The 13,913-nt window shown below is 44.0% G+C and carries 7 protein-coding genes and 1 pseudogene; 4 read left to right on the forward strand and 4 right to left on the reverse strand.

Annotation, left to right across the window (positions count from 1 at the left end):
* From QUB51_RS08680 to QUB51_RS08695, 4 genes and pseudogenes are all read right to left on the reverse strand, one after another.
* Positions 1 to 1,232 (reverse strand): annotated as a pseudogene (locus QUB51_RS08680) (glycosyltransferase); the annotation flags it as partial.
* A gap of 53 nt (positions 1,233 to 1,285) precedes the next feature.
* Complete coding sequence (locus tag QUB51_RS08685) at positions 1,286 to 2,806, reverse strand: methyltransferase (RefSeq protein ID WP_333260564.1); 1,521 nt, start codon at positions 2,804 to 2,806, stop codon at positions 1,286 to 1,288.
* A gap of 15 nt (positions 2,807 to 2,821) precedes the next feature.
* Positions 2,822 to 4,234 (reverse strand): ABC transporter ATP-binding protein, encoded by a 1,413-nt coding sequence (locus tag QUB51_RS08690; protein WP_333053521.1) that lies wholly within the window; start codon positions 4,232 to 4,234, stop codon positions 2,822 to 2,824.
* 288 nt (positions 4,235 to 4,522) lie between these two features.
* Entirely contained in the window at positions 4,523 to 5,371 is an 849-nt protein-coding gene (locus tag QUB51_RS08695) for an ABC transporter permease (RefSeq protein ID WP_445243004.1), read from the reverse strand.
* Between the two features lie 1,620 nt (positions 5,372 to 6,991).
* Here QUB51_RS08695 and QUB51_RS08700 point away from each other — a divergent pair.
* The 4 genes from QUB51_RS08700 (at position 6,992) to QUB51_RS08715 (ending at position 12,642) form a co-directional block, all read left to right on the forward strand.
* Positions 6,992 to 8,656 carry an ABC transporter ATP-binding protein gene (locus tag QUB51_RS08700; protein ID WP_333260561.1) on the forward strand — a complete coding sequence of 555 codons (1,665 nt, stop codon included), beginning with the start codon at positions 6,992 to 6,994 and terminating at the stop codon, positions 8,654 to 8,656.
* Positions 8,657 to 8,687: 31 nt separating this feature from the next.
* Positions 8,688 to 9,875, forward strand: a complete 1,188-nt coding sequence (locus QUB51_RS08705) for a hypothetical protein (protein WP_333260558.1) — start codon at positions 8,688 to 8,690, stop codon at positions 9,873 to 9,875.
* Positions 9,876 to 10,211: 336 nt separating this feature from the next.
* Positions 10,212 to 11,375 carry a NarL family transcriptional regulator gene (locus QUB51_RS08710; protein ID WP_333053518.1) on the forward strand — a complete coding sequence of 388 codons (1,164 nt, stop codon included), beginning with the start codon at positions 10,212 to 10,214 and terminating at the stop codon, positions 11,373 to 11,375.
* Between the two features lie 202 nt (positions 11,376 to 11,577).
* Positions 11,578 to 12,642: a sigma-70 family RNA polymerase sigma factor gene (locus tag QUB51_RS08715; RefSeq protein ID WP_333053516.1), complete on the forward strand. Its 1,065-nt coding sequence runs from the start codon at positions 11,578 to 11,580 to the stop codon at positions 12,640 to 12,642.
* Positions 12,643 to 13,913: the final 1,271 nt, after the last annotated feature.

The raw sequence follows: 13,913 nt of genomic DNA on the forward strand, positions 1-13,913 counted from the left end.
TCTTTGCCGGCAAGCTGTACCTGAGTTTGTCCTAATTCTGTTTCTAATCCGAGGAGTTTTGCTAAAGCTTCTTGAAATTGCGATTCTTTGCCGGCAAGCTGTACCTGAGTTTCCCCTAAGTCTGCTTCTAATTTTAAGACTTTTGCTAAAGCTTCTTGAAATTGCGATTCTTTGCCGGCAAGCTGTACCTGAGTTTGTCCTAATTCTGTTTCTAATCCGAGGAGTTTTGCTAAAGCTTCTTGAAAATTTGATTCTTTGCCTGCAAGCTGTACTTGAGTTGCTCCTAATTCTGTCTCTAATCCCAACACTTTCGCCTGGGCCTGGTGAAATTGTTCTTGCCACTGTTTGAGTTCGGAATAGCTGGTTTTTTGCTGTTTTTCCAGCAAGCGGATTTTTAGCCAATCTTCAAATGGCCAGAATGGAGAGGCTGGGAAATGAATAACTCGATCGATCGCACCTTTCGATTCGCTACTGAGATTGCCAGCTTGGGTTTCCAAAAGTTGATATAGTTCTAAGGCTTCGGGAAAATATTTTTCTATTAAACTCGGTCTGTGACTTTTGACAATATCGTTGACTAATAAAGATTCTTCAAAATTGTCGGCTGGTATCGCACCTAAGTTAACATTAAATTTTTCGTTAACTCGATCGAGGAAAAGTTCAGGAGTGTTGCCGATGGGGTAAACGTTGGCTAGGAGACAGCGATGGGGGAAACGTTCGTAAAGTTCTAAAACTTTTTGATTGTAGTGAATCCACATTTTTACTGCCATTTCGGGATTTTGCAGCAAGCTGACATCGGTTCCCCGGCGGTAAAGGGAATCGACTACTTCCCAGGGCGATCGATAAACACAGATAAAATTAGCTTCGGGGAGCAAATTCAGCCAAAAATCCCAAAAAAGGGCTGTTCGCGGGTCTTTCCAACCCCAATGTTTGTGAGGAAGTTGATTTTGCTCGATCGCGCGTTTGGCGATTTCCACGTATTCTGGTGCTACCGGAATCGTTTTTTCAAACGTACATCCGAGTTCATCAATACCGTGCGATCGCAAAACACTTTTGTGGAACTCCACAAAATCAACATTCTCGAAATGACCTTTCACATTTCCGTCGGCCGGGCCCACTAACTTTTTGCCAATATCAACCCCAACTTTCTGAAACAAAGAAGCTGTTAAAGACGTACCGGAACGGTGCATTCCGGTAACAATAAAAACCGACGGTTTGCTGTCATTTGTACTCACAATTTATCTCCCTTCTCCCTCGCCCTAATTCCCACACCAACCAAATTTACTCACTAATCTCCCGCTAAGCCCAGCTTTCGCCTGACTTGAAACCACGCGCTTCTGAGCTTCCAGAACTTGCTGCTTTCCATTGCCAAAACCCTACACTTCGCTTGCTCTAGTTCTTGCTTAAGATTAATTAGCTGATTTTCGGTTTTTTCCAACTGCGTTTGCACAGATACTAACTGATGTTGAGTTTGCTCCAATTGCATTTGAGCTGCAACTAATTGACTTTGAGTTTCTTGCAAATTTGTTTGAGATTCTTCCAACTTTGTTTCAGTAATCATTAACTTACTTTGATTTTGATCCCATTCAATCCTAGCCGACTCTAACTGAGTCTCAAGTAATTTGAGTTTTGTCTGAGTAGAACCCAATAAAGACTGCGATTGTCTTTGGTTAATCAGCGATTTTACAGTGCAAGTTTCCAGAATCCATTCCCAACCATAGTTGTTGATTGCTTTGACTATTAACACATCCTGCAACCCTACAGTGTTTTTGGGTAAATAACAGCTCCACCCCGACTGCAGAGCCCCATCAGTTTCAAAATATCCAGCCACATCCGGGCGATCGTAAAAAGGCTCGCACCTCTGTACAACCTCCCCGTTTACCAGCACTTGCAGATCCTCAACTCGACCGTTGAGATTCACATCAGCTACCCATCCTTCCAGATACAAATTATCCTTATTCGTAAAAGCAGCAACATCAATATATCCTTCTGGGTGGTGATTGAAATTCAACTCCGAAAAATCTCTAACTAGCTCATTTGTGACAACATACAAATCCTGAAATCTGCATATGCCTTTTTTGATGCGGTGAACAAAAGCTTTGCCTCCGCTAACTCTCTCGACACATTCTCTCACAAACTTTTCAGTTACATAAGTTGTGCCGTATTCCTCCTTATCTAAAGACTGGCTTTCGCTTTGAGCACTAAACAAAATACCATTAGCCGGCATTTCTATATTGGCTAAGCGCAAACACTCATCGTGAACGCTGAACATCAAAATGCCGTTAGGAGTCAACAAATCGTACAAATTTTGCAACCAACTTGTAAAAGTTCTTTCCGGCATATGGCTGAAAAAAGAATTAGCCAGAATGCAGTCAAACTTGCGGTCAATTAAATAATTTTCGGGTTTTCCAGTTGAGACAATACCGTTGACGCCCAAGTATTCAGTTTGAAACTTAACCGCGTTAGCATAAATATCAGAAACCCAAATTCGTTCCGGCGGTATTTCCTGAATCAAAAACCTGGTAAATCGACCGTAACCGCAGGCAAAATCTAGAAAAGAAGGTACATTTTCAAAACTGCCAAAATGCCATTCCACAACTTGTTTAACCGTATCCAAGATGCGACGCCCGATCGAATAATAGCGCACCAAAGCCCGATCGCGATCGTCTTTGACGTTGTTCAAGCTGAACAAATACATTTCATCGTCTTCGCAGATATTCAGTTTAAAATTTTCGGGAAACTTAGTTTGATCTTGAATAAATGCTTTGATTACGGGATTTTCGACTAAATCTAAATTGATATCGCTCATTTTTTTTACAGAATTTTAGATAACCTCTGTTGACTGCTCTTTCACTAGAGTATCAGCATTAACAACAGTTAAACACGGTTCGATCAGCAAGTCAACGATGCCGTTACCGCAGGACTCAGTACAAGACTGAACTCTAAACATCGCCACATCAACACAGCGATCCAGATAAGTTAAATCTCCATCTACCGTTCCCACAACCCCAGCATTCAGAAAATAAACACCGGGATTCAGCAAACATTTAAAATGAAACTTTACTACAATTGTCGTTCCCGCTTCCACATACCTCACTGACTGAGTAGAAGCCTTCAAAGAAGCACCCGCCAACTCAAAACCACTAATTGTTTTAATCAACATTCCAAACCTAACTTTGGAAGTTGACCGCGAAAAAGTGACAGAGTAAGTATAAATATAATCTTGACGACCGAGCAAGTGATTTACCACATTTCCCTTCAGCGTCTCGATGTGGGGGTTGATAATTTCCGCTCCACGAGACGGATACCTTACCGTATTCGACGGTATCATCCCCGGATCGTAAAATTCATCGTAATATTCCTGCGGTTTTGAGAGATGTTGCTCCGGTTTAACTTCCCTCTTTGTGCTTTCTAAATTAGCATCCTGAAGCTGGTTTTGACTTTCCTGTTTTGTCAGTTGGTTCAGAGCTCGAATATCTGACTTCAACCCCAGAACCTGATCCGGATCGGCATAAATCAGCTTTTGATACTTAGAAATTACCACCTTCGGCGTGTGAGCGAGCAGCAATTCACCGCTATCCATTAAAATCGCCGAGGTACAAAGTTGCACCACAGAAGTAGCAGCATGAGAAACAAATAAAATTGTTCCGCCACCTTCCTGAATGCTTTGCAAGCGGGCAAAACACTTGCGTTGAAAAGCTTCGTCCCCCACCGAAAGCGCCTCGTCAACCACCAAAATATCTGGCTCGACGCTAGTCGCAACCGCAAAAGCTAGCCTGACAAACATACCGCTAGAATAAGTTTTGACTGGCTGTTCGATGAAATCGCCAATATCAGCAAAAGCAGCTATATCGTCAAACTTTTCTTCAGTTTCTTTTTGATTGAATCCCAGTAACTGAGCGTTAAAAAACACATTTTGTCGCCCGGTAAATTCCGGGTTAAACCCGCTTCCGAGTTCCAACAAAGCGGAGACTCGGCCTTTAACATCGACGCTTCCTGTAGTAGGTGTGAGCGTCCCCACAATTATTTGCAGGAGAGTGCTTTTCCCCGAACCGTTGCGGCCGACGATTCCCAGAGTTTGTCCTTGAGGAATTTCCAGATTGATGTCGTGTAGGGCCCAAAATTCGTCAGCAAGTTTTTTGGTGGGGTAAATAATTTCCTTTAAGCGGTCTCCTGGACGATCGTACCGCTTAAAGCATTTGGAAACATTTTTTAGTGAAATTACATTTTCTGTCATCCGATTTTAGATTTTAGATTTTAGATTTTAGATTTTAGATTTTAGATTTTAGATTTTAGATTTTAGATTTTAGATTGACTTTACAGCATATTCGGTGGTTCATAAAGTACATTAGCAGCTCTATTGTGTGGTGTTAATCTGTAGGGTGCGGATCTGCGAGATATTGGATAAAACTTGCAGATTGACGGGTGGCGACGCACCTTACACGGGCTAGAAAATTGTGTTTACTACATATACATAGAATATGCTGTATATCTCAAACAAATTTACAGCATATCTCAAACAAATTTACAGCACGTCAGCAAAAGCGGGACGCAAACGCCGGTAAACCGCCAAACCTCCACAAAATATAGCAGCCGAAATTAGCGTGGCGACACCCCATTCGCCCCAATGCTTAACTTCTCCAAGCAGTATGAGGTCTCGATAAACCTCCGAGATGGCGGCCATTGGATTCAGCCAAAATACCCACCCTCGCCACTCTTGCGGGATGATGGATGCTGGGTAGACGATCGGCGTCAAATAAAACCAAAAATTTAGAATAACACCTAATGTCTGAGGAATGTCTCGCAAAAATACAGTCAAGCCGGCTGTCAAATATCCCAAACCAGCAGTTATCAGCAACTGAGGCACCCACACCAACGGCAGTAAGCATAAAGTAGCGTTGAGCTTTTGCGACGACACTGCAACTATCACAATCAAAGCTGCTAAACCCAGAGAACTTTCAATAAAAGCTGTAAAAATCGGCACTAGGGGCAGTAAACCGAGAGGAAATACCACTTTTTTGACTAAATTCGGCTGCCCCACCACGGAGACTCCCGACTTGATCAAACCGCTGGTGAAGGCAGTCCAAGGCAGCAAACCGGCAAACAACCAGACTCCAAATGTAATGTCGCTGTTTTCTGGGAAGCCTGCAAGGCTGAGCTTTACCTTGAGGACGATCGAGAATACATAAGTGTAAATCACCAATTGCGATAGCTGATTCAGCAGCGGCCAAAAATTGCCCAGAATCGAGCCTTTGTATTGAGCTTCCAAGTCCCGGCGCACCAATGTTGCCAGCAGATTCAGCTTCGCCCACCGCTGCCTACTTGCGGGCGGCCTGCCGCCCACCCTTCGGGCTTTTTGGGCAACTTCTTTCACAGTTCTCTGCAATTTTTTCGCCCTCGTTCACTACCTTCACACCTAAATCAACTCAAGCTACAACTGTGCAGCTTTTGCTAAACCGCAATTATTCCACAGCCCCGTCGTTTTGATCAAGGATCTGCCACCCTGGCTTGGGCTTCTTGTTTCGGTGTTGCTGATTTACGGTATGAAAGACTAAATATGCAAATCCTAGAAACCATTATCTACAAAGCTTCTGGATTTTCAACTTATTTTTTTCATGCCCTGATTAAGCAACGCCCTTCGTGTTCATCGGGAAGTGCCACCAGCTTTGGATGCCGTGCAGGATGGCTTCTTTACGGAGCTCGTCCTGGGGCGTGCGTTCGGAGTGGACAATGCCTCGCCCTGCCCTCATCTAGTTCACCGCACCCCTGACGGATTTCTTGAACACTGCCGACACTAACGACTAGCAACAAAGCGAAAAGTTAGGAAATTAAAAAAATCAGGCTACTAAGAGACAAGTTGTGATATAGCGTGCAACTATTTTTTTGCCGATATTCACCTAAGCTGAGCTCGATAGATTATGTAATATCCGACTTTTCCGACTTTAAGATCCGACTTTTCCGACTTTCAAAGGCAGGGGAGGGGAAATATTATAGAGATAAGATGCGTCTCAAAAGCTGTGGAAGCAATTAATAGCCTTTCATAACTTTTGAACGATACAGTTATAGGCAGGGTTTAATGCTACAAAAGGGGGTTCTACTTAATTACTGACCTATTGTTCTGAGTGTGGGCGACGATCGCACATCGAGCGTAAAATTACGGCTATTTTTTAGCTCGTAATTTACAGAATAGTGCGTCCATCTTTTTTATATTAGTAAATCCCTATGGATGGAGGGATATAAGGATGTACTAATTATCTCAAGAACTATTTGCTCTCGAAGTGAATGTAAATTGGGGCCTTTCTTCTCAAGCTTTTTCTACGTTACTTACGTCCAAACCAGGAAATGTTGAATTTTTACCTTCCATTACCTTTTGTTTACACAAACTTTATTGATTTCCCTTGACAAGCATCTATCCAAAGAATTAAGGTAAGTATGTCTAAAGATAGATGACAAATAAACAAGTTGAGGAGTAAAGCGGGCAAAAAGATTAAATTGAATCTACAGAGGGTAAGCTGTGGAGCATTTAAACCAGTAACGAGGCTAGTAGGGTGCGTCAGCTAGAACCCTTACGCTGAAACGGAAAACCTTAGATGCTGACGCACCTTACGCAAGTCCTTTAAATGCCAAACAGCTTAGTAGCTCGAAAAATCCGAGTATTACTGCTGCCAAGGCATTCAAGAGCGGACGTATGGTTGCAATAGCAGCGTCCGGCAAGAAATTTCGTACTGAGCCAACTTTTTGAAAGGTGCCGAAAGATTTGGGAGGACAATGGGTGCAGTTAGCTGTCTTCCAAGTGAAAGTGAGGGTTCGACCCACACAAAAGCAATATAGCGCGTCTAAATAATTGTGTGATTTTTTCTAGGAACAATCCCCCGTTTGGTTGTCCCAATCGCTCCGAGATAGGTACTCTTGGCACTACCCCTATCCTATCTATTTAGATAAATGATTTAGGCTCGCTATACGGACAAATATTACCCATTTATCTCAAAGCCCAATGCGTTTTTTGAATTTTGTGAGGGTAATTTATAAATATATTGCTCCTTATAGATGGCTAGCTATCTTCCTTTGTAGCAGTCAGATTTTTGAGGCCGCATTTGAATCAGCAATGAGGATCAGCTTCAAGTTTATTATTGATGCAGCCATTGTTCCTCAAAATTATAGTCTTCTGGTTTGGATTCTGTTGCTCTTGGGAGGCGGAGCGATTGTATTTATCGTTGTTGGCTTGCTGGGCGACTTTTTATCAGCTAAATTGGGGATTCTGTTACTCAACAACATCCGCTGTTCTCTATTTGAGCGCATCCAAAGCCTTTCAATGGAGTTTTTTGGGCGACGTTCAGCCGGGGATATAATTAACTGTTTCCAGGCGGATGCAGAGAAGGTAGAAAATAGTCTCATACTTGGTCTGCCAGTTGTTATTTTTTGCCTGAGTAACATCCTTTTTTCGGTAGTTTTCCTATTTTCCCTTAACTGGCAGTTGGCTGTTCTAAGTTGCATCGGTTTGACTTTCTGTGCAATTGCACCAGCAAATGTTGCCCGTCGTGCCACCAAAGAAGGCTATCATCTGCGGCAAAAGGAAGGACACATCGCCAGCGTAATCGAAGAGAATCTGCTCTCCCAACCAGTTGTCAAGATATTCGGTCTAGAAAAACGAGTCTCAAAAGATTTTTCTGCCCAGTTGAATGACTTGAAGCGGGTTTATGTCCGGGCGAAATTTCTGTCTAGCTTAGTGCAAAGAATTCCCAGTCTCGCTTTTGTCTTAGTGCAGTTGGTTATTTTGAGTCTTAGCGCGGTGATGACCTACGGAAATTGGATTTCAGTAGGGACACTCGTCTCCTATCAGGTTCTATTGCTCGGTTTACATTCAACTATCCTCAACTTTACCTGGGGGCTGCCTTATTTAATTGATGGAGTAACAGGACTGCAACGTATCAATGATATTTTGGCGGAAATCCCTGAAGTTCAGGAAGCACCGGGTGCGATTGATTTGCCACATTTTCAGAGTGATATTTATTTTGATAATGTTAGCTTTAGCTACTCCAAAGATAGAGGCGGGGTGAAAAATCTATCGCTGAAGATTCGCCAAGGAGACTTTGCGGTATTTGTCGGTCAGAGTGGCGCGGGTAAAAGTACGATTGTCAATTTGCTGACACGATTTTATGACCCGGATAAGGGACGCATTCGATTGGATGGAGTTGATTTGCGCGACTGCACTATACGCTCACTGCGTTCTCAAATCGGACTGGTTTCTCAAGAGGTGATTTTGTTTAATGGCTCAGTGCGGGAAAACATCCGCATGGGCTATCTGGAAGCGAGTGATGAAGAGGTAGAAGCCGCAGCGAAAGCCGCAGAAATTCATAATTTTATTTTGACTTTACCTCAAGGTTATGACACTCCTGTTGGCGACAGGGGGGGACAGCTATCAGGGGGACAAAGGCAAAGAATTGCTCTCGCTAGGGCGTTGGTGAGAAATCCAGCCATTCTGATTCTGGATGAAGCTACATCAGCGCTAGACCCCGCAACAGAAGTGGAAATTATGACAACTTTAGAGCGCATTGCCAAGAAATGCACAGTGATTGTCATTACCCACAAAATGGCTCATGCGTTGCGTGCAGATGTCATGTTCGTGATGGATAAAGGGTGCCTCGTTGTTACTGGTTAACCTACAGATTTGATTCAACAAGGAGGAATTCATGTCACAGTTCGGCAACCAATTAATGGAGAAAATATCGATGTTTCAGAAATTGCCTGTGCCTAGCAGTAAGCTGTTTGTTTGGGCGTTTATTCCTTACCGCATTACAGAAAAAGGATGGGAGAGTAAAGACTATGACACCCCTGCGACTCGTCAAGAACTGGCAGATGTCTTTGCCGAACTCGGCATCAAGTGGAAGTGGCAGCCAATCACTTTTGAAAATATGCACGAAGTTGTTGAGGAGGTGGCTGCTTCCAGCAAAGAGTACATTCCAATGGTACTGAACTTTTGTGCTGGGGATGAAGATCCTAACTATCCTGGCACTTGCGTCATCAAACTACTGGAAGCAAAAGGCATTCTCTTTACGGGTGCAGATTCTACCTTTGATTATCTCTGCTCATCTAAACTCAGAATGAAGCGTGCTTTTGTTGAGGAGGATGTAGCTACGGCTCCCTACGAAGTCATTGCAGACCCTAGCCACGTTCAGGGAGTTTGCGAACGTCTTGGTACTCCTTTGATTGTGAAACCAGCGATTTCTTTTGCAAGCCGAGGGATTTCTTTGCAGTCAGTTGTCGAAAGCGATGAACAGGTGAGTTTACAACTCCAGCGATTGCTCCAAGGACAGCATGATATGCAATTCCCGCCGGACAGTATTTTTGTGGAACGCTTCATCAATGGTCGTGAGTTTACAGTCTTTCTTTTGGGTTCCAGCCAGCAGCCAGAGAGTATCAAAATCTATCCACCTGCGGAACGGGTGTTTCACTCCAATCTCCCTAAAACTCAACGTTTTTTGGCTTACGATTGGTACTGGACAAAATATGAAGAGGGTTCTCTCTTTTCACCAGAAGAACCGTTTTGCCGTTACGGACTGGTTGGTTCTGACTTGCATGACAAGCTTTGTGAGTTAAGTAAGCTGGCTTATTGTGCAGTTGGTGGTAATGGATATGCACGGGTAGATATACGCATGGACACAGCCTCCCAAGAACTGTTTGTTTTGGAGGTGAATCCTAACTGTGGTATTTCTTCTTATCCTCTCTCTACGTTCGATGATAACGATCTTGGCGCTACTTCTGTTGGCACGATCTTGCACCTTGCTGGCATCCCGTTTCCACAACTGATGTCAGAAATGATCGCTGAGGCTTTTGCTAGACAGTCTACCCAGTTACAACTGGCGAACAAATCAGCGTGAAAGTACACCGACATTTATTGTCCTAGTCAAAAACTGAAGCTGGTGACAATTTCCTAGAGATTGGCTGTTTTAAAACAGTAAAACAGCCTTCCTTGATTTTCGATAAGTATTTTTGATTGAAGGCGATATCAACAAAAATGGCTCATTTTATCTTCTAGGGTAATTGATGAGCCAAATATTCGTTATTGACATTTTTAAATCAAAAATAGAAGATAACTTTCTTGATATTATTTGGAAAATAATTGGCAAAAAAATCAGAAAATGTTCTCTGAAATCGTCTTTAGAATGTAGCAAATCAAAAAAACAACCTTTAACTTTATTACAGGAGTAAAAAAAGTGTTGCAGTTGAAACAAATCCCTAACATAGTATCTGAACGGCAACTTCCAGTCGTTAACAGCTACAACGAATGGGACCCTCTCAAAGAAGTCATTGTGGGTTGCGTAGAGGGCGCGGTAGTTCCGAAGTTAGAGCCTGCCCTCCTGACAAATACATCCCCCCAAAACTTGTGGTTTTTCCAAAAGTATGGCGGTCAACCCTTCCCCCAAGAACTTGTGGAAGCTGCCTCTAAAGAACTGAACGAGTTTTGTCAGGTTTTAGAAGCTGAAGGGGTCACTGTTCGACGACCCGATCGCATCGACTTTTCCCAGACCTACAAAACCCCAGATTTTGAAGCTTCCGGTTTCTATGCCACGATGCCCCGCGATGTGCTGATCGTCGTTGGCAATGAAATTATTGAAGCACCGATGGCTTGGCGATCGCGCTTTTTTGAATACCGTGCTTACCGTTCCTTAATGGTCGAGTACCTGCGACGGGGGGCAAAGTGGACACCGGCACCTAAACCTTCCATGTCAGACAAATTTTACGATCTTGAGTACGCCACAAAACCCATCGACCAACGGTATGCTCTCACCGAAAAAGGGCAATTTGTGACGGGAGAACTTGAACCCAGTTTTGATGCTGCTGACATTGTACGCTTTGGGCGAGATTTATTTGTGCAGCGCAGTCACGTCACTAACGAAATAGGAATTACCTGGCTCAAACGGCATCTAGGCGACCAATTCCGGGTTCATGTGGTCAAATTCCCAGACCTCAATCCCATGCACATTGATGCCTCACTCGTACCACTTCGACCGGGATTAGCATTAGTGAACCCCGCAAGACGTTGCATTCAAACCGAGCTTTTTAAGAAAGCTGGCTGGGAATTAGTGGATGCGGCTCCCTCCACCCTTCCCGACAACTGGCCGATGTATATGTGTAGCAGTTGGGTGTGCATGAATATTTTGAGCTTAGATCCCGAAACAATTTTTGTGGAAAAGCAGGAAGAACCTATGCAGAAACTCCTCAAAGATTTGGGATTTAAAGTAATTCCGGTTGATTTCCGTCACGTTTATACCTTCGGCGGGTCATTTCACTGCGTAACTTGCGATGTGCGGCGGGACGGTCAACTGGAAGAATACGGCTTTACTGAACCTTTGGAAGAAGATGAGCTTGAGGGATAAGAAAGCTTCCTAACCATGAGTACGCACTAGAATCTCGATACTAAAGCACGGTAATGGCGTGACACGCTTTAAATGTTGCAGTAGAAAAACCTTGATTAAGTCAGAAGTAAACTGATAATTTATTGCACTATTTTAGCTGTGCCACGCCAGTCGTTTATTGTCTTATTTCGCCTTAATTGTGTTCGCTACCAGTTATTGATTTATGTCAGATTCTCAAACAGTTAGTGCATCATACCTGCAGGGTTGCTCTGAAGATTTAGGGAAAGGGTTTTGGCAGCAATGGCAGCAGTATCAAGATTATCTTCACCGTTGCTGTATTAAGTGGATGGGGGGGAATCCGACTGATGCTGAAGATGCCTTGAGTCGGGCGATGCTCAAGGCTTGGGAAAAGGTGCAAAAGTACGCGCCGGGGGAAATTACTAATTTTAAGGCATGGCTGACGACACTGACTCGCAATCTGTGCGTGGACATTTATCGTGAACGCAGTCGGGGGGCGAATCGAGTTGAGGATATAGAAGGTTACGCTTCGAGTGAGGAGCAAGGACTGCTACGGAGTGAGGATACGCCAGAAATTGCTTTGGAGACTGGCGAGAAAAGGATTGTGATTCGTCGTGCGATTGGCAATTTATCTCCTCGGTTGCGCGAGACGTTTATCCTACATTTTTATGAGGACTTGTCTTATCCAGAAATTGCCCAACGGCAAGAGATTTCCTACCAGAATGTCTGCAAGCGTATTTCGCAGGCGCGGAAGATTTTGCAAGAGGAGTTGAGGGGATATTTTATTGGGGAGGAGGCGAGGGATAGGGATAAATTTGTTCCACCGACTGCAACGGAGTCGGCAATAGGGGAAATGTCCCAGGGGAATGCGCCAGTTGAAGCGACTGTGGGCGAGACAGTGACGTTATCCGTTGCGGTGGAGGAAGTGGAGAGTGTTGTGGATGAGGAATCGCCGGAGGTAGTGCGTGATGTGCAGCAGTCTAAGTCAGTGATGGTTGCGGCGATTTCTGAGCGGAAGATAAAGGTGAAGAGTGCAGTAACGCGGAGTAAAGAGGTTGAGCTAAGTGAGATGCAGATAGCCTGGAAAATGGCGGTGAACCGATATGGAGAAGAAAGAGGAAGTAGGGGGCATTTAAGAGGCGCGGAGTGTGGGAGACAAAATGTGAATCTGGTGTGGAAATTGGTCGAAGAAAGAGAGAGGAAGACACGAGCACCGCCGCCGACAAGTTGTTCGATAGGAGAACAGAAAGCACAGAAGAAACAGTTCTAAACCGAACAGAGAGCTACACAGACATGGAGCGGAACTGAATCACCAGAAACAAAGTAAAAGATGCTGAAAGAAAAGACAAAGGAGAAAAATTATGGAAAGGCTACATATGTCGAACGAAATAGGAAGGATAGGAAAGAACGTGGTGCAAAGAATATTGGTATGTATCATGGCGGTAATAATCAGCGTGATGGTACAGCAGAAAGAAACACTAGCAAGTGTCTCGACTCCTAGCCCTCTGCATTCAGACAGATATGGGCAGTATTTAGGTATGGTGTCGAAATCAAGCAGTAAATTAGTAAGTGACTGCGTGATACAACTAAGCCACGAGTGTCACTTGGAGATCGACTACGGGACAGGAATCCACACAAGTTTGTCGGATTCGATGCAACATCTTCTGGTAAGAATATACAGAAATGCAGAGGAAACAAGGTATGCAAGTTGCCACATATATAACGAAATGGAGAACGGACAATATAAGACACAGTGTTGGCGAACATGAGAGAGAGGAGAGAAGTGTAAAAAGAGGAGGACAAGATGACACAAAGACAGAGGCGAAGCTAGAGGTAGAGGGAAAGCACCTCTGACAAAAATCTGGAATGCGCTCGCTAGTCGCTAGTAATTTGAGAGTCTAGATAGACCGCAAAAAGTAAGCAGGGAGAGTTCCGATAGTGTTCCAACAGCTACCACACCCCTTCCAATTACCCCAAACATCAGCCTCTTAACCCCACTCCTAACCATCTTCGCCAAGGGCGATATAAAGTCGGGAAACCTGCTCCACCATCGGTTACACCGTCACCCGCGCCACCCTCAACCCCTGTGGCGCACTTTTCTGATTTGTGGAAGGCGATCACCTACGGTGGGCGTTTCGCCATCGCTTTTTGTTGAGATGGAGATGGAGGGGTGCGATCACAGTTTATAGAGTTTGAGGGTGAAGAGGCAATCGCTTTTCTTTTCTGGGGAGGTGATCGCTTTTCCTTATTGATTCATTCCTTATTGATTCAAGAGGATCGCGCTTAGTAGAGTCCAAATGTGGGAGGAGGCGATAAGCTTCTTATCCTTGAAGCTTATTTCATAGGATGCATCACTTAGCCAAACAAGCCTTTTAATCGAACAATTCACAAATTGACTTCTGAAATCGTCATTTAGTTGAAAGGTATCTGTACAGTGACAAATTAAATGGTGTTGAGACAAATTCCTGTCATCAAGCTAAGGCTTACCCACTTTAGGTTCGCAACAATTTGTATTGGTACAGCCTGTAAGTTCTCTGTGGA

This window comes from Microcoleus sp. AT8-A3 (assembly GCF_036705675.1).
In the GTDB taxonomy this organism is placed as follows: Bacteria; Cyanobacteriota; Cyanobacteriia; order Cyanobacteriales; family Microcoleaceae; genus Microcoleus.